Source organism: Atlantibacter sp., from assembly GCF_032062175.1.
Lineage (GTDB): Bacteria > Pseudomonadota > Gammaproteobacteria > Enterobacterales > Enterobacteriaceae > Atlantibacter.
In genome coordinates, this window is the sequence record NZ_DAMBQK010000012.1 from 70,496 (window position 1) to 92,399 (window position 21,904).

Genomic DNA, 21,904 nt, shown 5'->3' on the forward strand with positions numbered 1-21,904 from the left:
ACCGGAAACACCCCATTTTTTGCGTAAAACCTTTGAATCATCACACCTGGAGTAATAAAGATGCAAAAGCAAGCTGAGTTGTATCGCGGCAAAGCGAAAACCGTTTACAGCACGGAGAACCCCGATCTGTTGGTGCTCGAATTCCGTAACGATACGTCAGCAGGAGACGGCGCGCGCATTGAACAGTTCGATCGTAAAGGCATGGTGAACAATAAGTTCAACCATTTCATTATGACCAAACTGGAAGAAGCGGGCATCCCGACCCAAATGGAAGCGCTGCTCTCCGATACCGAATGCCTGGTGAAAAAACTGGAGATGGTGCCGGTAGAATGCGTGGTGCGCAACCGTGCGGCAGGCTCTCTGGTGAAGCGCCTGGGTATCGAAGAAGGCATCGAACTGAATCCGCCGCTGTTCGACATGTTCCTGAAAAACGACGCCATGCACGATCCGATGGTCAACGAGTCCTACTGCGAAACCTTCGGCTGGGTGAATAAAGAAAATCTGGCGCGCATGAAAGAGCTGACCTACAAAGCCAATGACGTGCTGAAAAAGCTGTTTGACGATGCGGGCCTGATCCTGGTGGATTTCAAACTTGAATTCGGCCTGTTCAAAGGTGAAGTGGTGCTGGGCGACGAGTTTTCCCCGGACGGCAGCCGCCTGTGGGATAAAAACACCATGGACAAAATGGACAAAGACCGTTTCCGCCAGAGCCTGGGCGGACTGATTGAAGCGTATGAAGAAGTTGCTCGTCGTCTGGGCGTAAATATAGACTAACCGCGCAATCGTTTACCGCTTAAGGGGCACGTATTAACGTGCCCTTGTCGATCTGGCTCCCTTTTCTTATGGAAATCCGTCCGTTAACCGCCTACGATCAGTCAATATTATTATAAAAGTTCGAGGTGGTTCATGCGTTGGCAAGGGCGTCGCGGCAGCGACAATATCGATGACAGACGTGGCGAATCCCGTGGCCCGATGATGGGCGGCGGCGGTTTTCGTTTACCCGGCGGCAAAGGCGGCGTCGTCCTGCTGGTGATCGTGGTGATTGCCAGTTTCTATGGGGTGGATCTCACCTCGCTGTTAACCGGCGGGCAGCCCGTTTCTCAACAAACCAGCCGTTCTATCAGCCCCAATGAGGATGAAGCAGCCAAATTCACTTCAGTCATTCTGGCAACGACTGAGGATACCTGGGGCCAGATTTTCGAGCGTCAGGGCCGCACTTATCAGCAACCCAAACTGGTAATGTATCGCGGCGCGACCCGTACCGGTTGCGGCACCGGGCAGTCAGTAATGGGGCCGTTTTATTGCCCGGCAGACAGCACCGTCTATATCGACCTCTCTTTCTATGACGACATGAACAGCAAGCTGGGTGCGGAAGGCGATTTCGCGCAGGGCTATGTGATTGCCCATGAAGTGGGGCACCACGTGCAGAAGCTGATGGGCATTGAGCCGAAAGTACGCGAAATGCAGCGTAACGCTTCTGAAGCGGAAGTGAACCGTCTCTCCGTGCGTATGGAACTTCAGGCCGACTGCTTCGCTGGCGTCTGGGGCCACAGTATGCAGCAGCAGGGCGTGCTGGAAGCGGGAGATTTGCAGGAAGCGCTGAACGCGGCGGAGGCGATTGGCGACGATCGCCTGCAACAGCAAAGCCAGGGGCGCGTGATCCCGGACAGCTTCACCCACGGGACGTCTGAACAGCGTTACACCTGGTTTAAACGCGGCTTTGACAGTGGCGATCCGGCGCAGTGTAATACCTTTGGCAATAAGCTTTAACTGACGCATTCAGCAAGGAAGCCGGTATGGATTCGTTGATCGCTGTTACTGCTGCGATGGCGCGAGCGGGTATTCGTCGTTTGCTGGTGCTGGCGGGTGAAAGCCACTGGAGCAACGCGATCCTTACCGATCTTGCTGAGGCATTGCCCGCCCACTGGCTGTGGGTGGGCGAAAACCCGCTATTTGAGCTGCATTCTCCCACCTCCCGCGTTCGTACACTGTTAGGCCGTGAATTCGGGCATACCGTTTTTGATGCCAGACAGGGGCTGGATGTCGAAGCCCTGGCGATTGTCGCCGGGACGTTGAAGGCCGGAAGCTGGCTGGTGCTGCTGACACCCCCCTGGGAACGCTGGCTGCAAACACCGGATGAAGATTCCCGCCGCTGGTCTGACAGTCCTTCCAGCATTGCCACTCCGCATTTTATTTCCCGTCTTCAACGTGCGTTCTCGCAGGACGGTGAGGTGGTGTGCTGGCATCAGCATCAACCCGTGTATTTTATGCCTTCATTGCCGCGCCCCGACTGGCATCCCGCAGACGGTGCGCCGCTGCGCCAGCAGGCGGACATCCTTCGGGCATTGCAGACTATGCGCAGCGGCGTAGCCGTGGTAACGGCGCCGCGTGGACGTGGTAAATCGGCCTTGGCCGGAATGCTGATAAATAACTGTACGGGCACTTGCATCGTGACCGCGCCGTCCCGCGCCGCCACGGATGTGCTGGCCCACTACGCCGCCGAAAAATTTCATTTTTTTGCGCCGGATGCGCTGTATGAACTGATCCAGACCGCGCAAGCTCCACAAGCCGACTGGCTGGTGATTGATGAAGCCGCTGCCATTCCTGGCCCGCTGTTAAGCGCGCTGATTGCCGCCTGGCCGCGCGTTTTGCTGGTGACCACCATTCAGGGCTACGAAGGCACCGGGCGCGGTTTTATGCTTAAGTTTTGCGCGGGCGTGCCGGGTATCCGGCAGTTCGCGCTGTCCCATCCGATCCGCTGGGCAGATAACGATCCGCTTGAACGGGTTCTGGATACCCTCTTGCTGTTTAAGGATGAGGATTTCACCCGCGCACCACGGGGAGACGTCCAGTTCAGCGCCCTGGGGCAGGCGCAGTGGGACAACGGGCCTGAACGAATGGCCTCGGTATACCAGTTATTATGCGGTGCGCACTACCGCACATCTCCCCTTGATTTACGCCGCATGATGGATGCGCCGGGCCAGCAGATTATCGCCGGAGTGGCCGGTGATAAAACGGCGGCGGCGCTGTGGCTGCTGGAGGAGGGCGGCCTTAGCCCGGCGCTGAGCCAGGCGGTGTGGGCGGGCTATCGCCGACCGCGCGGCAATCTGGTGGCGCAATCCCTGGCGGCGCACGGCGGCGACCCCTTTGCGGCAACGTTAAAAGGGTTACGGGTCAGCCGGATCGCAGTGCATCCCGCCCGCCAGCGTGAAGGGCTGGGGCAGGCGTTAATCCATTGGGCGCGAGTGCACCACGTAAAAGACATTGACTATCTTTCGGTGAGTTTCGGCTATACCCAAACCCTGTGGCGCTTCTGGCAGCGATGCGGTTTTACGCTGGTGCGCATTGGCAGCCACCGGGAAGCCAGCAGCGGCTGTTATAACGCCATCGCCTTACTGCCGCTCACCCCGGCAGGCGAGGCGCTGGTGAAGAATGAACGGGCGCGTTTTGAGAGGGATGCGGCTTTTCTGCAACCCTGGATTGAGGAAAAATTGCCTGTAGAAACCGTGATGGCGACTACGCTTAATGATGACGACTGGCTTGAGCTTGGCGGATTCGCATTCGCCCATCGTCCGCTGGAAACCTGTCTGGGAAGCGTAAACAGGCTGGTTATCGCAAGCCAACTGCCCGTTTCTGCGCTGCGTGGCCGCCTCGACGTTCGCCAGTCTGTTCCGTCACTGTGCCAGATGCTGCGTCTGAGCGGGCGCAGGGCGCTGCTGGCGCGATGTCGTCAGGAAACGTCGCAAGCGTTATATCAGCTCGACCCCGCCCGACACGACGCGTTAAAGAACCAGGTTTTGCAATTGCAATTTTTCCACTGACTTGTTCAGTGAAATGGCATGGTCATTGTTTTTCCCGGGCGTAGACTGCTTTTACTAACCAAGGAGATAGCCATGAATCATGACCACGTTGTTATTCAAAGCCCAGCCGCACCCGCTAAACAGTTGCTGCTGCTATTTCATGGCGTGGGCGATAATCCGGTCTCCATGGGCGAAATTGGCCGCCACTTCGCGCCGCTGTTTCCTGACGCGCTGGTTGTCAGCATCGGCGGCCCCAACCCGAGCGGGCCAGCGCCAGGCCGACAGTGGTTTTCCGTGGCTGGCGTGACCGAAGATAATCGTCAACAGCGCATCGACGACATCATGCCACTGTTTATCGAAACCGTACGTTACTGGCAGCAGCAGAGCGGTGTGGATGCGGGCGCAACGGCGCTTATCGGCTTCTCGCAGGGGGCGATTATGGCGCTGGAAAGTATCAAGGCACAGCCGGGTCTGGTTTCACGCGTTGTGGCGTTTAACGGGCGCTTTGCCCGGCTTCCAGAGAAAGTGACCACCGCGACTACGGTGCATCTGATCCACGGTGATGAAGACCGGGTTATTGAACTGTCTCATGCCGTCAACGCTGAAGAGGCGCTGACCCAGGCGGGTGGTGACGTGACGCTGGACGTCATTGAGGATTTAGGCCATGCCATTGATGGACGCAGTATGCAGGCCGCGCTGGATCATCTGCGTTATACCGTACCGAAGCGCTATTTCGACGAGGCGCTCAGCGGCGGCAAGCCGAATGATGACGATATTATTGAGATGATATAAAAAAACCCTCGCAAGAGGGTTTTTCATTTCAGCATGACGTATTAAGGCTTCTTCTTCGGCCAGTCGTCTTCATCGTCCCACTTATCGTTGAAGTCACGGTGCGGGGGCAGTTCCGGTCGGTTATTCAAAAACTTCTTATGATCGACGCGCTTAAGGTCTTTGATGACGTTCAGCAGCACGCCAACCAGAAAAACCAGCACCAGTATCCACCAATATTTCGCAAACCAATCCATGTAGTTCCTCCCGAAACGGCCCGTCAGGCGACGAGCTGCTCCATAATGCGTTGATACATGCGGGCCAGCAGTTGCAGGTCGGCGGCGTTCACGCACTCATTGATTTTATGAATGGTGGCGTTAACCGGCCCAAGCTCCACAACCTGTGCGCCCATCCGTGCGATAAAACGCCCGTCAGAGGTGCCGCCTGTGGTCAACAGTTGGGGTTTGATTTCATTATAGTGCGCAACCGCATTCACTACCGCATCCACCAGTTTACCGCGTGAGGTCAGGAACGGCTGGCCGGATAGCCACCAGTCCACGCTGTAGCGCAGTTGATGGCGATCGAGAATTTCGAGCACGCGCTGTTTGATAAGCTCATCCGTCAGCTCGGTACTGAAGCGGAAGTTAAACTGCACAAACAAATCGCCGGGGATCACGTTATTGCTGCCGGTGCCAGCTTTGATATTGGCAACCTGCATACTGGTCGGCGGGAAAAAGGCGTTGCCGCAATCCCACTCAATGCCCACCAGCTCCGCCAGCATCGGCGCGGCGCGGTGAACCGGATTGTCCGCCAGGTGCGGATAGGCCACATGGCCCTGAACACCGTGAATGGTCAGGTTGCAGGTTAACGAGCCGCGACGACCGTTTTTTACCACGTCGCCCACCACTTCGGTGCTGGACGGTTCGCCGACCAGGCAGTAATCCAGGCGTTCTTTACGCGCCATCAGTTCTTCTACCACCTTGACGGTGCCGTTTTTGGCGCTGGCTTCTTCATCGGAAGTGATCAAAAACGCGAGGCGTCCTTTATGGCGCGGATGCTGGGCGACAAAGCGCTCCGCTGCGACAACCATCGCGGCGAGGGAGCCTTTCATATCTGCTGCGCCGCGGCCAAACAGCATGCCGTCGCGGATAGTGGGTTCAAACGGCGGATTGATCCAGCGGTCGGCATCACCAGCGGGCACCACATCGGTATGCCCGGCGAAGGCCAGCGTTTCGCCCTGACCGCGCCATGCCCAGAAGTTTTGGGTGTCGCCAAAATCCATCGACTCGACGGTAAAACCAATGGCGCGCAATCGTTCGATGAGCAACGCCTGGCAGCCCGCGTCATCGGGGCTCAGAGAAGGGCGACGAATAAGCTGCTGTGTCAGCTCAATAACCGGGCAGGACATAACACTACACCTCGTTGAAATACTGCTGATACTGAGTTTCATTGAAACCCAGCAGCATAGGCTTACCGGGCGCGCAGAGCAATGGGCGTTTGATAATTGCAGGCATTTCAACCATCAAGTCAATTGCGCTCGCGGCGTCGGTAACGGCGTTACGCCGGGATTCATCCAGTTTGCGCCAGGTGGTGCCACGGGTATTCAACAGCGCTTCCCAACCCAGTTCATGGGCAAACTTATGCATCATTTCTGCATTAATCCCATCAACACGATAATCGTGAAACTGATAATCGATCTGATGACTTTCTAACCATCGGCGTGCTTTTTTGATGGTGTCGCAATTTTTGATGCCGTGCAGGATGACCATATTGAGTCCTTTTGTAGTAATGGAGTTTATTAAATCAAATTTTTAGAATAATTAAAGGGTAATATTATGCGCCTTGTAATATAACGGTCCGGCTTAAATAGTGCAGACAATATACAGCTTATCACAGGCGATGAATAAATCCTGAATAATAACCGTAATGTATACTGTGGGTGATAGATATTAACAGAAGCAATGATTATCGTCGCAATGAATGTAGTTTAATCATTTCAGTGAAAAGTGTGATGGAAAAGAAAAATGTCTGTTATCATCCGCGCCGCTAACACGCCGGTTTTACACAGGTTTGTAACCTGTTTTATGGGTAAGTTCTTATTTTAAAGCAAATTTCAAAATATTGCGGTCTGTCACGACTTATGTAATAGAAACGCGGCATAGTACTTTCCAACAACGCTGAATACAAAAAAAGAAGTGTGAAGCAGTTGGCTAAAATATCTGCAGAAGAAGATATATTTTCATATAATGGAAATATAATAAGAGAGGTAATTATGATTGATCGTGAACTAGGGAACTGGAAAGATTTTATTGATGGGATGCTGCGTAAGTAACCATCCAGTATGAAATCAAGAACACGACGTTCTTCGAATAATAAATCGTGGGTAAACCCACTAAAAAAGCGACCTGTTCAGGCCGCTTTTTTTTGAACAAAAATTCTTACTTTTCCTGACGTTCCTTCAGCGGGAAACGCTGCCTCACCAGCACGAAAAACAGTGGCACGAAGAAAATGGCCAACACGGTAGCGGAAATCATGCCGCCCATCACCCCGGTGCCCACAGCGTGCTGGCTGCTGGAGCCCGCGCCGCTGCTGGTTGCCATCGGCAACACGCCGAAGATAAACGCCAGCGACGTCATCAGTATCGGGCGCAGACGCTGGTGACAGGCTTCCAGCGTAGCCGCTATCAGATCCTTACCGCGCGCATTCATATCATTAGCAAACTCGACGATTAATATGGCGTTCTTGGCCGATAACCCAATCACCGTAAGTAACCCCACCTGGAAATAGACATCGTTTTCCAGCCCGCGCATCCAGGTCGCCAGTAGCGCGCCGATTACGCCCAGCGGCACCACCAGCATCACGGAGAACGGCACCGACCAGCTCTCATACAGCGCCGCAAGGCACAGGAAGACCACCAGCAGCGAGATGGCATACAGCGCCGGCGCCTGCGCACCGGAAAGCCGTTCCTGATAGGACATCGCTGTCCACTCCACGCCAAAGCCAACAGGCAGCTCTTTTACCAGCTTCTCCATGATATCCATCGCAGTACCGGTACTGACGCCCGGCGCGGCCTCGCCGACAATTTCCACCGCCGAATAGCCGTTGTAACGCTCAAGGCGCGGCGAACCGGTTTCCCAGCGCGAGGTCGCGAACGCCGAGAAGGGCACCATCCCGCCGTCTTTATTGCGCACATACCACTGATTAATATCTTCCGGCAACATGCGGTATTTCGCGGCGGCCTGAACGTAGACCTTTTTCACGCGCCCGCGATCCATAAAGTCGTTCACATAGCTGGAACCCCAGGCGGTTTGCAGGGTGTTATTGATATCGTCAATGGAGACGCCCAGCGCCTGGGCTTTACGCTGGTCGATATCAATTTGCAACTGCGGGCTGTCGTCCAGGCCGTTGTGGCGAACCCGGGTCAACTGATGATTATCCCCGGCCAGCGCCAGCAGTTGGTCGCGCGCTTTCATTAGCGCATCGTGACCAGCCCCGGAGTGATCCTGAAGTTCCATATCAAAGCCCGCCGAACTGCCCATGCCGCTAATCGCAGGCGGGCTGCTGGCAAAGACACGTGCTTCTTTGATGCCCTGAAACGCTTTGGTGGCGCGTTCGATGATGGCGAAGGAACTGCCGGTTTTGGCGTCGCGGTCGTCCCAGTCTTTCAGACGGACAAACATCCGCGCCACGTTTTGCCCGTTGCCGCCCGGCCCGGAACCCACGGTGGCAAACACCGACATCACGTTCTCTTTCTCTTTGGTGAAGAAATACTGCTCCACCTGCTGAACCACTTTCAGCGTCTGCTGCTGAGTCGCCCCGCTGGGCAACTGTACCGAGGTGATAAACATCCCCCGGTCTTCCAGCGGGAGAAACGAGGTCGGAAGCCGTAAAAAGATAATCACCATACCGCCGAGCAACAGCACATAAATCAGCATCCAGCGCACGCTGCGGTGCAAAATTTTGCCCACGCCACGCTCATAGCGCGCCGCGTTGCGGCTGAACATCCGGTTAAACCAGCCGAAAAAGCCGCGCTGGCCGTGGTGCTCGCCTTTGTGCAGCGGCTTTAGCATGGTGGCGCACAGGGCAGGGGTGAGGATCATCGCCACCAGCACCGAGAGCACCATGGCGGAAACGATAGTGATGGAGAACTGCCGGTAAATTGCGCCGGTCGTGCCGCCGAAAAAAGCCATCGGGATAAACACGGCGGAAAGCACCATGGCGATCCCCACCAGCGCGCCCTGGATCTGCCCCATCGATTTGCGGGTGGCTTCCCTGGGGGATAAGCCTTCCTCGCTCATAATGCGCTCGACGTTTTCCACCACCACGATAGCGTCGTCTACCAGCAGGCCGATAGCCAGCACCATGGCGAACATTGTCAGGGTGTTGATGCTGTAGCCAAAGGCGTAAAGCACCGCAAAGGTGCCCATTAACACCACCGGAACGGCGATAGTCGGAATCAGCGTGGCGCGGAAGTTCTGCAAAAACAGGTACATCACCAGGAACACCAGCGCGATGGCCTCCAGCAGCGTTTTCACCACATCGACAATCGAGGCTTTAACAAACGAGGTGGTTTCATAAGCGACTTTGTATTCCAGCCCGTGAGGAAAATACTGGGCCAGTTCATCGAGCTTTTTCAGCGCCAGTTCCGCTGTCGCCATTTCATTGGCACCAGAGGCCAGTTTGATCCCCAGGCCGGATGCCGCATTGCCGTTAAACCGGCTCAGGTAGTCATACTTTTCTGCGCCCATCTCTACCACGGCGACATCGCCGAGTTTTACTTCTGAGCCGTCCTGATTGACCCGCAGGGTGATGTCACGGAACTGTTCCGGGGTTTCCAGCAGCGACTGGGCATTGATGGTGGCATTCAGCGCCTGGTTATCCACCGACGGCGTGCCGCCCAACTGGCCGACGGCAATCTGGCTGTTCTGGGATTCAATCGCGTCCACCACGTCCTGCGTGGTGAGCTGATAGCCGATCAGCTTGCCCGGCTCCAGCCAGATGCGCATGGAGTAGGGCGAACCGTAAGCGTCGATATCCCCCACGCCATCCACGCGGCTGAGCGGGTCCTGAATATTACTGGCGACATAGTCAGCAATATCCTGCTTATCCATGCTGCCGTCGGTAGAGACAAACGCGATGGTCAGAATATTGGTATCGCCGGTTTTACGCACCGTCACCCCCTGGTTCTGCACCGCCTGGGGGAGTTTACGCATTGCCGACTGCAACTGGTTTTGCACCTGCTGGACGGCTTCGTCCGGGTCGGTCCCGGCGGCAAAACTTAACGTAATCGAGGCTTGCCCGGTCGCGCTGCTTTGCGACGACATATACATCAGATTGTCGAGGCCGGTCATGTTCTGCTCAATGACCTGGGTGACGGTATTTTCCAGGGTTTGCGCCGACGCGCCAGGGTAGTTGGCGGTGATCCGCACGTTCGGCGGCGCCAGGTCGGGATATTGCTCAACAGGTAACGAAAAAATGGCTAACGTGCCAGTAAGACACAAAATGATGGCCAGCACCCAGGCAAAAATGGGGCGATCGATAAAAAAATTCGCCATGTGTGTCAAAACCTCTTAATGCTTCGCGACGTTATTATTAGGGGCCGCTTCACTGTATCCGCTAACCCCGAGGCAAACGTGGAGAAATTGAGGAGATAGTGTAAATTAGTATTCAGTTTTTGCAGGCTGAAGGCCCAGCCTGCGAAGGTCGTTATAGCCCGCGAGTTTCCAGAAACAGCACCGTCGCCGCCACACGGGAACGCACGTTAAGTTTGCGTAACAGGTTGCGAATATGGACTTTTACGGTCTCTTCAGAAATATGCAGCACCATAGCGATTTGTTTATTCGACTGGCCGCGCGCCACTTCCTGCAACACGTCCAGTTCCCGCTCGGTCAGCGTGGTAAAGGGATCGTCGCTTTTTACGCTATCTTTACGATTATTTAAGTATTCGCGCACCTGCTCGCTAAACGCGTCGCCGTGCAGTGCGCCGTGGCGGATCGCTGCCAGCAGTTCTTCCGGATCGCTGTCTTTCAGCAAATAGCCATCCGCGCCCGCGTCGATCAGCGCATACACGTCATTCCGGGCATCGGAGACGGTCAGCACGATAATCCGCGCGCTGACGCCATCACGGCGCAGGGCATGCAGAGTATCAAGGCCGCTCAGCCCTTTCATATTGAGATCCAGCAGGATGACATCGGGTGAAAGACGATTAGCGAGACTGATGGCTTCCGTCCCGCTACTGGCTTCACCGACCACATTGAAACTGTCGTCGATTTCCAGCAATTGGCGAATCCCGCGGCGCATCAGCGGATGATCGTCGACAATCAATACCTGGTGCTGTTGTTTTTCCGTCATCCTGGTCTCCCTGTAATACGGTGTGATTATTGTAATTAGACGTTTGCCACGTCAGACATTGCCTGGGGTGTGGTAAAGCTGATGCCGATCATGGTTCCGCCATTGACCGGACGCGAAATGGTTAGCACCCCACCTAATCTTTCGGCACGTTCATGCATAATATTTAGCCCATAATGACCGGCAGGTTCATCAAGGCTGGCGATCCCGGTTCCGTTATCACGGATATAGACCGCATGACTGCCGTCCGGCGAGGTCAAACAGCTCACGGAAATCTCGCTGGCGTTGGCGTGCTTAATGGCGTTCAGCACCGCTTCGCGCACGATTTGCAGCAAATGCACCTGCTGTTGCGCGTCCAGCGCCAGCGGCGACATTTTGCAATCCAGATGGATCGCGGCGGCGGTCTGCCCGCGCAGCGGTTCGATCATCTCCTGCAACGCCGACGGTAAATCTGCCTGTTGCAGCGTTAAGCGGAACGTGGTCAGCAGTTCGCGCAGTTGACGGTAGGCGTCGTTCAGCGCGCGGTCGAAATCGCTGATAATCTGCTGCGCTTTATCATTTTCCTGCGGCACTGCGCGTTTCAGTAACGTCAACTGGATGCGTAAAAAGGAAAGTACCTGCGCCAGCGAATCGTGGAGTTCCCGGGCAATAGTAGCGCGTTCTTCCATCAATAATAACTGTTGATAATGCTTTTGCGCCTGGTTGAAGAACAGCCCGCGCCCCAGCATATTAGCCACGCTTTCCATTAACTGCGGGGAAGGGTTTTTCCCCTGCGACTGCCAGCGCAACTGGCCAAAAATGGTTTCCTGCATCGCCAGCGGCAGCGTATGCCAGGGGGCCATCAGTTCGCTTGCGCCTTCGCTGAGCCGCCAGTGGCTGCCGACTTCCATCTCGATTGCGCCGATGGCTTCATGCTGGCGGACAATTTGTAAAATCCGCCGGAAACAGTGCTGGTCGATGGTGCTGACGTTCAGCGCCTGGGAGCAGTGATACAGCACGCCGAGCATGCGGTTGGCTTCCTGTAAACTCAGGGTTTTTTCCCGCACGTTTTCTTCCAGCGAGCGATACAGCTTTTGCAGTTCGCCGGACATGCGGGTAAAGGAACGGCCCAGCAGGCCCAGTTCATTATCCAGTTCGGTGTTGAGCGGCGGGTAATCAAATTGCTGCTGCTCAATGCTGCGGCTGGCGTGCACCAGGCTGTTCAGCGGTTCCACCACCTGCTGGCGAATGCGCCGCAGGGTAAAGAACACCAGCGTGAAAATCGCCATAAAGCCAAATAGCGAGGTTAGCACTACCAGGATCACTTTCCGCTCGGCATAGTGTTGCAAGGCCAGAACAAACAGATCGATTTGGTGCACGTAGCCGGAAATATTGTTGTGGTACCAGGTCAGATCCCGCGCCAGCAGGCGGTTGTTCATCTCCTGCCAGTTCTCGTGCAGCGCCGCGTAGCGCTCCCGCACTTCCCCTGGCACATACCAGCGGTTCAGCAACATCAGCACCGGCGAATTCAGCGCGGTGTCATACTGCTGCCGATGGCTCTCAAGCTGCGGATCGTTGGCCTGCAACTCATAGCCGAGGCGGTAGCTTTGCATCCGCAGCGAACCGGCGATATTCACCGCTTCGGCATCGCGCAGGCTGCTGGCGAGGGTCAGCAGGGCGACGCCCGTCGACAAGAGCGACAGCAGCATGATGTAAAAAAAGGCGCGGGCAAGGCTTGTGGATACCGGACGTTGAACAATCACCGATCTGTTCCCTCACTGCAAAGGTGGTCGCAACCTACCAGAATCTAACGGGACGTGAAACAGCCTTTCAGGAAACTTTCGCGCCAGCTAGCAGCATTTTTCGATCTATAACCAGCCGCTAAAACACTGCTGACATCCTGATAACAAAAATTTCAGCAAAACGGGGTTTCAATTTCAGCAAAATAAATTGATCTGGTTCAGCATACCGGGCAATTTGTTCTCTTTTCGTGCAAACGCCCGTTGCGCCGCCGCCCCAGACTGGTTAAGAAATACCCCCTATAACAATACGAGTATCGACGGGGTGAGTATGATGAACCGATTTGTGTTTGCAGATCCGTCGCGCTGCATTGGATGCCATGCATGTGAAGTGGCTTGCGTGATGGCACATAATAACGAGCAGCACGTGCTGACGGCATCAGCTTTTCGCCCGCGTATTACCGTGTTGAAACAGGGGAACCTGCGCAATGCGGTGACCTGCCATCATTGTGAATCCGCACCCTGCCTGGGCAGTTGCCCCAACGGCGCGCTGACCAAAACCCAGCAGAGCATCCAGCTTGATGAGCGCAAATGCATCGGCTGCAAATCCTGTATGCTGGCTTGCCCATTTGGCGTAATGCAGATGGTGGAAAGTGCGTGCGGCCCGCACGATACCGTTACGACTCACGCCCATAAATGCGATCTGTGCCATCAGCGCGACGCCGGTCCGGCCTGCGTGGAGCAGTGCCCGTCTAATGCCCTGCGCGTGGTGGGCGGCGAGTCGCTCCAGAGCCTGGCGCGCAGTCGCCGCGTGGACACCGCCTGTCGCGAAGCGCAGTCGCCCCACGGCGGGTTGGCATTACGCCGCGTGCCGGACGTGGGTGATAAAGTGCGTCAGATGGCGGCGACACCGCCGCGCGGCGAGCCGGACAAACTGCCCCTCGAGCAGCGTAAAACCGGTTTCGATGAGATTTACCTGCCGTTCAGCGCCCAACAGGCGGGCGCAGAGGCTGAACGCTGCCTGAGTTGCGGCGAACACAGCATCTGCGAATGGACATGCCCATTGCATAACCACATCCCGCAGTGGATTGAGCTGGTGAAGCAGGGCCGGGAAAGCGAAGCAGTCGAACTGTCCCATCAAACCAACTGCCTGCCGGAAATCACCGGGCGCGTCTGCCCGCAGGACCGTCTGTGCGAAGGGGCCTGTACGGTACGCGATGAGCACGGCGCGGTGACCATCGGTAATATCGAGCGCTATATTTCTGACCGCGCCTTTGCCCGCGGCTGGCGGCCCGATCTTTCTCACGTACAGCCGAAAGCGGGACGGGTGGCGATTATCGGTGCGGGCCCGGCGGGGCTGGCGTGCGCAGATATACTGGCGCGCAGCGGCGTTCAAACCACGGTTTACGATCTGCACCCGGAAATCGGCGGCTTGCTGACCTTTGGCATTCCATCTTTCAAACTGGATAAAAGCCTGATGCAGCGGCGGCGGGAAATCTTCACGTCGATGGGCATCACCTTCCAGTTGAACTGCGAAATCGGTAAAGACATTCCGCTCGCCACACTGGTGGAAGAGTACGACGCGGTATTTATCGGCGTTGGCACTTATCGTTCAATGAAGGCCGACTTGCCCAATGAAGACGCGCCGGGCGTCTATGACGCGCTGCCGTTCCTGATTGCCAACACCAAACAGGTGATGGGCCTGGCGGAACTGGATACCCAGCCGTATGTCGATATGGCGGGTAAAGCGGTGGTGGTGTTGGGCGGTGGCGATACCGCGATGGACTGCGTGCGCACCTCGCTGCGCCACGGGGCGGCGAAAGTCACCTGCGCCTACCGTCGCGATGAGAAAAACATGCCCGGCTCGCGCAAAGAGGTGAAAAACGCGCGGGAGGAGGGGGCGCAGTTTGAGTTTAACGTGCAGCCTGTGGACGTGGTGCTGGATGAATCTGGTAAGGCCTGCGGGGTACGGTTTTTGCGTACCGCGCTGGGTGAGCCAGACGGGCAGGGTCGCCGCCGTCCGCAGCCGATCCCGGGCAGTGAATTTGTGATGCCTGCCGATGCGGTGGTGATGGCGTTCGGCTTCCATCCTCATGCGATGCCGTGGCTGGAAGCCCAGGGCGTGAGGCTTGACGACTGGGGTCGGATTCAGGCGAATGTGCAGAGCGAGTATCGGTATCAGACGACCAATCCGAAGATTTTCGCAGGGGGCGATGCGGTGCGCGGGGCGGATCTGGTAGTGACGGCAATGGCGGAAGGGCGCCATGCGGCGAGGGGGATTTTGAAGTATCTGGCGTTGGAGGAGCAGGTGGCCCATTGAGAACGTTCCGTTCGGTGGAATTGTTCCGTTCGCCTGGGCTTTCGAGTTAATCTTAAGCGCAGGTGTACGCGAACGGGTTGGGGGCGCGGCGGCGAGCATCCCTGACTCGTTCGCGTACTCCGATGTCACATGAATGTACACACTCTGAGCGAACGAAACATTCCACCAAACAAATAAATACCTCTGGCTTCAGCCAAAAAGCCGCCCCCAGCCCCAAACCCACCTCATCCTTGATCCAACAACAGGATTTACCCCCTTAGGGTGATGCCCCCTCTACCCCTTGTCACATATTGTTACCACACTCCTATAACCGCATCGTTAATGCGGACACCCTCTTTATAAGTACGACTGGATTGCAAGGATTGCCAATGGCAGAAGTGTCGAGACGACGTTTATTAACGGGCTGGCGTACCCACGCACCCGAATTTCGTCCGCCCTGGAGTGGCGGCGAAGATCATTTCGTCGAGCACTGCACCCGCTGCCAGCAATGCGTTACCGCCTGCCCGACCCGCGTCCTGACTATCGGCGCGGGCGGTTACCCGAAAATGGATTTCGACCAGGCGGAATGCACATTTTGCTACGCCTGCGCCGCCCATTGTCCGGAAACGTTGTTTTTACCGCAAAGCGCAACGCCCTGGGATTACCAGTTATCTGTTAGCGAACGCTGCCTGGCGCACCGCCAGGTGGAGTGCCGCTGTTGTCAGGACGCCTGTGAAATTCAGGCGATACGTTTTCGCCCAACGCTGAACGGCATCGCCCGTCCTGAACCTGATGTGTCTTCGTGTACCACTTGTGGGGCGTGTATTCCGGCCTGTCCGGTCTCAGCTATCACCCTAAGGAGTCGTCATGAGTAGTGAATGGCACGTATCCAGTTTATTCGTCCAGACGCGCCCTGACGCCACCGAAAGCGTGACGCAGTTGCTCAACGCCATGGCGAATACCGAGGTCGCAGCCAGTGAAGAAGCCACCGGGAAACTGGTGGTTGTGATGGAAGCCGCCAGTAGCGCGGCCTTAATCGAAAGAATTGAGTCGGCACGTAATCTCGCAGGCGTGCTGGCGGTGTCGCTGGTTTACCACCAGCAGGATGAGCAAGGTGAGGAAACACCATGAAACTCAGTCGTCGTAGCTTTATGAAAGCTAACGCCGTCGCCGCGGCCGCTGCGGCAGCGGGCATCACTGTACCGTCCGTGGCCCGGGCGGTCGTCGGACAACAAGATGCCATTAAATGGGATAAAGCCCCGTGCCGTTTCTGCGGCACCGGCTGCGGCGTATTAGTCGGCACCCAGAATGGCAAAATGGTCGCCTGCCAGGGCGACCCGGACGCACCGGTCAACCGTGGGCTGAACTGCATTAAAGGCTACTTCCTGCCGAAGATCATGTACGGCAAAGACCGGCTGACCCAGCCGCTGCTGCGCATGAAAGACGGCCAGTATAGCAAAGAGGGTGAGTTTACCCCGGTCAGCTGGGAACAAGCCTTTGATGTGATGGAACAAAAATTCAAAACCGCCATCAAGGAAAAAGGCCCGGATTCCGTGGGTATGTTCGGTTCCGGCCAGTGGACCGTGTGGGAAGGTTATGCGGCCTCGAAACTATTCAAAGCCGGTCTGCGCACCAACAACATCGACCCGAACGCGCGTCACTGCATGGCGTCAGCGGTGGTTGGCTTTATGCGTACCTTTGGCATGGATGAGCCGATGGGCTGCTACGACGACATCGAGCAAACTGATGCGTTCGTGTTGTGGGGCTCCAACATGGCGGAGATGCACCCGATCCTGTGGTCGCGCATCACCAACCGTCGCCTGTCCGATCCGAACGTGACCGTCGCGGTTCTCTCGACCTTCCAGCACCGCAGCTTCGAGCTGGCGGATAACGGCATGGTCTTTACCCCGCAGAGCGACCTGGCGATCCTTAACTACATCGCCAACTACATCATTCAAAATAACGCGGTTAACGAGTCGTTCTTCAAACAGCACGTCAACCTGCGCCGTGGTGCAACGGACATCGGTTACGGCCTGCGTCCGACCCACCCGCTGGAAAAAGCGGCTAAAAATCCGGGCTCAGATGCGTCTGAACCGATGACCTTTGACGAGTACAAAGCGTTCGTTGCGGAATATACCCTCGAAAAAACCGCCGAAATGACCAGCGTGCCGAAAGATCAACTGGAAGCGCTGGCGCAGTTGTATGCCGATCCGAAGAAGAAAGTGATTTCTTACTGGACGATGGGCTTCAACCAACACACTCGCGGCGTGTGGGCCAACAACCTGGTGTACAACATCCACCTGCTGACCGGGAAAATCTCCCAGCCAGGCTGTGGACCGTTCTCCCTGACCGGCCAGCCATCCGCCTGCGGTACTGCGCGTGAAGTGGGTACTTTTGCTCACCGTCTGCCTGCCGACATGGTGGTGACGAACGAGAAACACCGCGATATCACCGAAAAAATGTGGCAGATCCCCACCGGCACCATTCCGGCGAAAATCGGTCTCCACGCGGTGGCGCAGGACCGCGCGCTGAAAGACGGCAAACTGAACGTCTACTGGGTGATGTGTAACAACAACATGCAGGCCGGGCCGAACATCAATGAAGAGCGTATGCCAGGCTGGCGCGATCCGCGCAACTTTATCATCGTCTCCGATCCGTACCCGACCGTGAGCGCGCTGGCAGCGGATTTGATCCTGCCGACCGCCATGTGGGTTGAGAAAGAAGGGGCCTTCGGCAACGCCGAACGCCGCACGCAGTTCTGGCGTCAGCAGGTTCAGGCACCGGGCGAAGCAAAATCCGACCTGTGGCAGTTAGTGACTTTCGCTAAGCGCTTCAAAGTCGAAGAAGTCTGGCCGGAAGAGTTGCTGGCCCAGAAGCCGGAATACCGTGGCAAAACCCTGTTTGACGTCCTGTTCGCGAACGATAACGTCAAGAAATTCCCGGTAAGCGAACTGGCGGAAGATCAACTGAACGATGAATCCCGCGAGCTGGGCTTCTATCTGCAAAAAGGTCTGTTCGAAGAGTACGCCGCTTTCGGACGCGGCCACGGTCACGACCTGGCGCCGTTCGACGATTACCACAAAGCACGCGGTCTGCGCTGGCCAGTGGTTGACGGCAAAGAAACCCAGTGGCGCTACAGCGAAGGCCACGACCCGTACGTGAAAGCGGGCGAGGGCTACAAATTCTACGGCAAGCCGGATGGCAAAGCGGTGATCTTCGCGCTGCCGTTTGAGCCTGCGGCGGAAGCGCCGGATAAAGAATACGATCTGTGGCTGTCCACCGGCCGCGTGCTGGAGCACTGGCACACCGGCAGTATGACCCGCCGCGTACCGGAACTGCACCGCGCGTTCCCGGAAGCCGTGCTGTTTATCCATCCACTGGATGCGCAGTCTCGTGGCCTGCGTCGCGGCGACAAGGTGAAAGTACTTTCCCGTCGCGGCGAGTTGGTTTCCATTGTGGAAACCCGTGGACGTAACCGTCCGCCGCAGGGACTGGTGTACATGCCGTTCTTCGACGCCGCACAGCTGGTTAACGTATTGACCCTCGACGCCACTGACCCGCTCTCGAAAGAGACGGACTTCAAGAAGTGCGCCGTGAAGGTTGAGAAGGTGTAACCACCGTGGCCAGGGAAAACGCACCACGACCGGCTCGCCGCCGCTTCCTGCGCGATATGGCGCGGGCGGCGGGCGGATTGACCGCCGTTGCCGTGGTGCTGGGGCTTGGGCAGCAGCGTAGCCACGCCACTGGGGTGCGGTTACGCCCGCCAGGCGCGCTGGGCGAGCCGGGGTTCTCCCGCGCTTGCGTGCGTTGCGGGCAATGCGTCCAGGCCTGTCCTTACGATACGCTCAAGCTGGCGACGCTGGCATCCGGCCCTGAGGCCGGTACGCCGTACTTCGTGGCGCGGGATATTCCGTGCGAAATGTGTGAAGACATTCCATGTGCCAAAGCCTGCCCAAGCGGCGCGTTGGATAAAGAGATCGCCTCGATTGACGATGCGCGCATGGGGATCGCCGTCCTGCTCGATCACGAAAACTGCCTTAACTTCCAGGGATTGCGTTGCGATGTCTGTTACCGGGTTTGCCCGTCAATAGACACCGCCATCACCCTGGAGCTGGAACGCAATACCCGTACCGGCAAACACGCGCGTTTCCTGCCGACGGTACACAGCGATGCCTGCACCGGCTGTGGAAAATGCGAGAAAGCCTGCGTGCTGGAACAGGCCGCCATCAAGGTGCTGCCGCTGGATCTGGCGCGTGGCGAGCTGGGGCATCACTACCGTTTCGGTTGGCTGGAGGGAAACCATGGCAAATCGTAAACAGGACGCCGGGCGCGATGCGCTGGCGGTAAAAGGGGTGTTTGGCGCTTACGGCTGGCTGATGGCGCGCCGCGTGACGCAGTTGCTGGTGCTGGCGCTGTTCCTGAGCGGTCCGTGGTTCGGGGTGTGGATCTTACGCGGCAACTACAGCAGCAGCCTGCTGCTGGATACGGTGCCGTTAAGCGATCCGCTGATGATTGCCCAGAGCCTGTTGAGCGGTCATCTGCCCGGCGTGCTGGCATTGCTCGGCGGCGTGCTGATTCTGGCGCTGTATGCCCTGGCGGGAAAACGGCTGTTTTGCAGCTGGATCTGCCCGGTGAATCCGTTGACCGATCTGGCTGCGTGGCTGCGCCGCCGCTTCGACATCACGCCGTCCGCCACGCTGCCGCGCTGGCTGCGTTATCTGGTGCTGGCGATGGTGCTGTTAGCCAGTGTGCTCACCGGTTCGCTGCTGTGGGAATGGGTGAACCCGGTATCGCTGATGGGGCGCGGATTAATCTTCGGGTTTGGTGCGGGGATCTGGCTACTGCTGGCGCTGTTTCTGTTCGATTTGCTGGTGGTGGAGCACGGCTGGTGCGGCCACGTGTGCCCGGTAGGCGCGATGTACGCGCTGGCGGGGCAGAAGGGTGTGTTTACGGTGAGTGCGGCGGGTCGTGAACGTTGTACGCGTTGTATGGATTGTTTTCACGTTTGCCCGGAGCCGCAGGTTTTACGGTCGCCGGTGCTGAATAAGGAAAGCCCGGTAGAGATTTCGGATCGCGATTGCATAACCTGCGGTCGTTGCGTCGATGTCTGTGCTGAAAAGGTTTTAAAAATGACAACAAGATGGAGTTCGGGAGCAAAATCATGAAAAGCCAAGTCCTGAAAAATGGATTCTTTCCCTGGATGACCGCATTGATGCTGTTAATAAGCGGTGCGGCGTGGGCGGCAGATTCGGTCGACTTTAAACAGTCGCCGGAAGTGTCGGGCACGCAGGAGGGCTCCATACGTATGCCTAAACAGCAAGAGAAAATGGCGCTGAACTACGTAAACCAGCCGCCAATGATCCCCCATAGCGTGGACGGGTATCAGGTCACCACCAATACTAACCGCTGCCTGCAATGCCACGGTGTCGAGCATTATCGCACTACCGGCGCGCCGCGCATCAGCCCGACCCACTTTATGGACAGCGACGGCAAAGTGCTTTCTGGTGTAGCGCCGCGTCGTTATTTCTGCCTGCAATGCCATGTGCCGCAAACCGACGCGCCGGCAATCATTGAAAACACCTTCACGCCTTCGAAAGGCTTTGGTCAGTGAGGGATGATATGGAAAACAAACGTAAACCTGGCCTGATCCGCCGGATCTGGCAGTGGTGGCGACGTCCGAGCCGTCTGGCGCTGGGGACGCTGCTGCTTATCGGCTTCGCGGCGGGGATTATCTTCTGGGGCGGCTTTAACACCGGTATGGAAAAAGCCAACACCGAAGAGTTCTGTATTAGCTGCCACGAGATGCGCAATAACGTCTACCAGGAGTATATGGAGACGGTGCATTACAACAACCGCAGCGGCGTGCGCGCCACCTGTCCGGATTGTCACGTACCGCACGAGTGGGGCCCGAAAATGATCCGTAAAATTCAAGCCAGTAAAGAGCTGTACGGCAAGATCTTCGGCATCATCGATACGCCTGCGAAGTTTGAAGATCACCGCTTACAAATGGCGCAGAGCGAGTGGCGGCGTATGCAGAACAACAACTCGCAAGAGTGCCGTAACTGCCATAACTTCGATTATATGGATTTCACCGCCCAGAAAACGGTCGCCGCCAAAATGCACGACCAGGCCATCAAGGAAGGGCAAACCTGTATCGACTGCCATAAAGGCATCGCCCATAAACTCCCGGATATGAGCGACGTGAAGCACGGCTTCTGATGCCGCTAAGCCGCCCGCAACGGGCGGCTTTTTTTCTGCGCTTTTCGACGTACACTAGACGCCTGTCTTCCCGACCTGGTGGTAAATGTGTCGCACAAAATCAACGTTATTAAAGATAAAATCCTTTCCGATAATTATTTCATTCTGCGCAATGTGACCTACGACATCGCCAAAGGCGACGAACCGCCGGTACGCCATATCCGCGAAGTGTATGACCGGGGCAATGGCGCGACCATCCTGCTGTATAACCGCCACAAAAAAACCGTGGTGTTGACTCGCCAGTTCCGTATCGCCACATGGGTGAACGGTAATCAGGACGGAATGCTGATTGAAGCCTGCGCGGGGCTGCTGGATGATGACGAGCCGGAAGTGTGCGCCCGTAAAGAAGCCATCGAAGAGACCGGCTTCCAGGTGGGCGAGGTGGAAAAAGTCTACGAGCTGTATATGTCGCCAGGCGGCGTCACTGAGCTTATCTCGTTTTATTTTGCCGAATATGACGATTCACAGCGCGCCAGTGCAGGCGGCGGTATTGATGATGAAGATATTGAGGTGCTGGAAATCCCATTCATTCGTGCAATGGAAATGATGAAAAACGGTCAAATTCGCGATGGAAAAACCGTGATTTTGTTACAGCTTCTGGCGATGCGTAACATTATGTCTTGATATACAGGCGCTTATGTTACACAAAATTAGAATAAAGCTATCCGAAAAATCTGATTGAGTGATGGCCCCCCGGGAACGAAGATAGGCGC

Annotated in this window: 20 protein-coding genes; 14 read left to right on the forward strand and 6 right to left on the reverse strand. The window is 56.6% G+C overall.

Features of this window, described 5'->3' with window-relative positions; genetic code table 11:
• Nucleotides 1–60 precede the first annotated feature (60 nt).
• From purC to ypfH, 4 genes are all read left to right on the forward strand, one after another.
• On the forward strand, nucleotides 61–774 hold the full coding sequence (gene purC / locus RT120_RS12585; protein ID WP_312982957.1) for a phosphoribosylaminoimidazolesuccinocarboxamide synthase: 714 nt from the start codon (nucleotides 61–63) through the stop codon (nucleotides 772–774).
• A gap of 132 nt (nucleotides 775–906) precedes the next feature.
• Nucleotides 907–1,770: a neutral zinc metallopeptidase gene (locus RT120_RS12590; RefSeq protein WP_312982958.1), complete on the forward strand. Its 864-nt coding sequence runs from the start codon at nucleotides 907–909 to the stop codon at nucleotides 1,768–1,770.
• Nucleotides 1,771–1,796: 26 nt separating this feature from the next.
• Nucleotides 1,797–3,821 (forward strand): tRNA(Met) cytidine acetyltransferase TmcA, encoded by a 2,025-nt coding sequence (locus tag RT120_RS12595; protein ID WP_312982959.1) that lies wholly within the window; start codon nucleotides 1,797–1,799, stop codon nucleotides 3,819–3,821.
• 72 nt (nucleotides 3,822–3,893) lie between these two features.
• The gene (gene ypfH / locus RT120_RS12600) at nucleotides 3,894–4,592 is read left to right on the forward strand and encodes an esterase (RefSeq protein WP_312982960.1); all 699 of its coding nucleotides are present in this window, start codon (nucleotides 3,894–3,896) and stop codon (nucleotides 4,590–4,592) included.
• 41 nt (nucleotides 4,593–4,633) lie between these two features.
• On the opposite strand, the gene RT120_RS12605 is transcribed toward ypfH, so the two are convergent.
• The 3 genes from RT120_RS12605 to RT120_RS12615 are packed head-to-tail and all read right to left on the reverse strand — an operon-like array spanning nucleotide 4,634 to nucleotide 6,337.
• Nucleotides 4,634–4,825 carry a YpfN family protein gene (locus RT120_RS12605; protein ID WP_312982961.1) on the reverse strand — a complete coding sequence of 64 codons (192 nt, stop codon included), beginning with the start codon at nucleotides 4,823–4,825 and terminating at the stop codon, nucleotides 4,634–4,636.
• Nucleotides 4,826–4,848: 23 nt separating this feature from the next.
• A complete protein-coding gene (dapE, locus tag RT120_RS12610) occupies nucleotides 4,849–5,976 on the reverse strand; it encodes a succinyl-diaminopimelate desuccinylase (RefSeq protein WP_312982962.1) in 1,128 nt (375 codons plus the stop codon).
• A 4-nt stretch (nucleotides 5,977–5,980) separates the two neighbouring features.
• Complete coding sequence (locus RT120_RS12615) at nucleotides 5,981–6,337, reverse strand: ArsC family reductase (RefSeq protein ID WP_312982963.1); 357 nt, start codon at nucleotides 6,335–6,337, stop codon at nucleotides 5,981–5,983.
• A gap of 503 nt (nucleotides 6,338–6,840) precedes the next feature.
• Here RT120_RS12615 and ypfM point away from each other — a divergent pair.
• Entirely contained in the window at nucleotides 6,841–6,900 is a 60-nt protein-coding gene (ypfM, locus tag RT120_RS12620) for a protein YpfM (protein ID WP_121497584.1), read from the forward strand.
• A 106-nt stretch (nucleotides 6,901–7,006) separates the two neighbouring features.
• Here the strand turns inward: ypfM and acrD are convergent, their stop codons facing one another.
• The 3 genes from acrD to narQ form a co-directional block, all read right to left on the reverse strand.
• Nucleotides 7,007–10,123 (reverse strand): multidrug efflux RND transporter permease AcrD, encoded by a 3,117-nt coding sequence (gene acrD, locus RT120_RS12625; protein ID WP_312982964.1) that lies wholly within the window; start codon nucleotides 10,121–10,123, stop codon nucleotides 7,007–7,009.
• 151 nt (nucleotides 10,124–10,274) lie between these two features.
• On the reverse strand, nucleotides 10,275–10,919 hold the full coding sequence (narP, locus tag RT120_RS12630) for a nitrate/nitrite response regulator protein NarP (protein WP_125294154.1): 645 nt from the start codon (nucleotides 10,917–10,919) through the stop codon (nucleotides 10,275–10,277).
• 35 nt (nucleotides 10,920–10,954) lie between these two features.
• Nucleotides 10,955–12,658 (reverse strand): nitrate/nitrite two-component system sensor histidine kinase NarQ, encoded by a 1,704-nt coding sequence (gene narQ / locus RT120_RS12635; RefSeq protein WP_312982965.1) that lies wholly within the window; start codon nucleotides 12,656–12,658, stop codon nucleotides 10,955–10,957.
• Between the two features lie 310 nt (nucleotides 12,659–12,968).
• On the opposite strand from narQ, the gene aegA reads away from it, so the two are divergent.
• From aegA to nudK, 9 genes are all read left to right on the forward strand, one after another.
• The gene (gene aegA, locus RT120_RS12640; RefSeq protein ID WP_312983005.1) at nucleotides 12,969–14,954 is read left to right on the forward strand and encodes a formate-dependent uric acid utilization protein AegA; all 1,986 of its coding nucleotides are present in this window, start codon (nucleotides 12,969–12,971) and stop codon (nucleotides 14,952–14,954) included.
• Between the two features lie 368 nt (nucleotides 14,955–15,322).
• Nucleotides 15,323–15,808, forward strand: coding sequence for a ferredoxin-type protein NapF (gene napF / locus RT120_RS12645; RefSeq protein WP_312982966.1), 486 nt, complete (start codon nucleotides 15,323–15,325; stop codon nucleotides 15,806–15,808).
• Nucleotides 15,801–16,064 carry a chaperone NapD gene (gene napD / locus RT120_RS12650; protein WP_002463611.1) on the forward strand — a complete coding sequence of 88 codons (264 nt, stop codon included), beginning with the start codon at nucleotides 15,801–15,803 and terminating at the stop codon, nucleotides 16,062–16,064. The genes napF and napD overlap by 8 nt, the downstream gene beginning before the upstream one ends.
• Nucleotides 16,061–18,547: a nitrate reductase catalytic subunit NapA gene (napA, locus tag RT120_RS12655; RefSeq protein WP_312982967.1), complete on the forward strand. Its 2,487-nt coding sequence runs from the start codon at nucleotides 16,061–16,063 to the stop codon at nucleotides 18,545–18,547. Before napD ends, napA begins: the two co-directional genes overlap by 4 nt.
• A gap of 5 nt (nucleotides 18,548–18,552) precedes the next feature.
• On the forward strand, nucleotides 18,553–19,248 hold the full coding sequence (gene napG, locus RT120_RS12660) for a ferredoxin-type protein NapG (RefSeq protein WP_312982968.1): 696 nt from the start codon (nucleotides 18,553–18,555) through the stop codon (nucleotides 19,246–19,248).
• Nucleotides 19,235–20,098: a quinol dehydrogenase ferredoxin subunit NapH gene (gene napH / locus RT120_RS12665; RefSeq protein WP_312982969.1), complete on the forward strand. Its 864-nt coding sequence runs from the start codon at nucleotides 19,235–19,237 to the stop codon at nucleotides 20,096–20,098. Before napG ends, napH begins: the two co-directional genes overlap by 14 nt.
• Nucleotides 20,095–20,544, forward strand: a complete 450-nt coding sequence (gene napB, locus RT120_RS12670) for a nitrate reductase cytochrome c-type subunit (protein ID WP_312982970.1) — start codon at nucleotides 20,095–20,097, stop codon at nucleotides 20,542–20,544. The genes napH and napB overlap by 4 nt, the downstream gene beginning before the upstream one ends.
• Before the next feature lie 8 nt (nucleotides 20,545–20,552).
• Nucleotides 20,553–21,152 (forward strand): cytochrome c-type protein NapC, encoded by a 600-nt coding sequence (gene napC, locus RT120_RS12675; RefSeq protein WP_312982971.1) that lies wholly within the window; start codon nucleotides 20,553–20,555, stop codon nucleotides 21,150–21,152.
• Nucleotides 21,153–21,239: 87 nt separating this feature from the next.
• Nucleotides 21,240–21,815: a GDP-mannose pyrophosphatase NudK gene (gene nudK, locus RT120_RS12680; RefSeq protein ID WP_312982972.1), complete on the forward strand. Its 576-nt coding sequence runs from the start codon at nucleotides 21,240–21,242 to the stop codon at nucleotides 21,813–21,815.
• Nucleotides 21,816–21,904 lie beyond the last annotated feature (89 nt).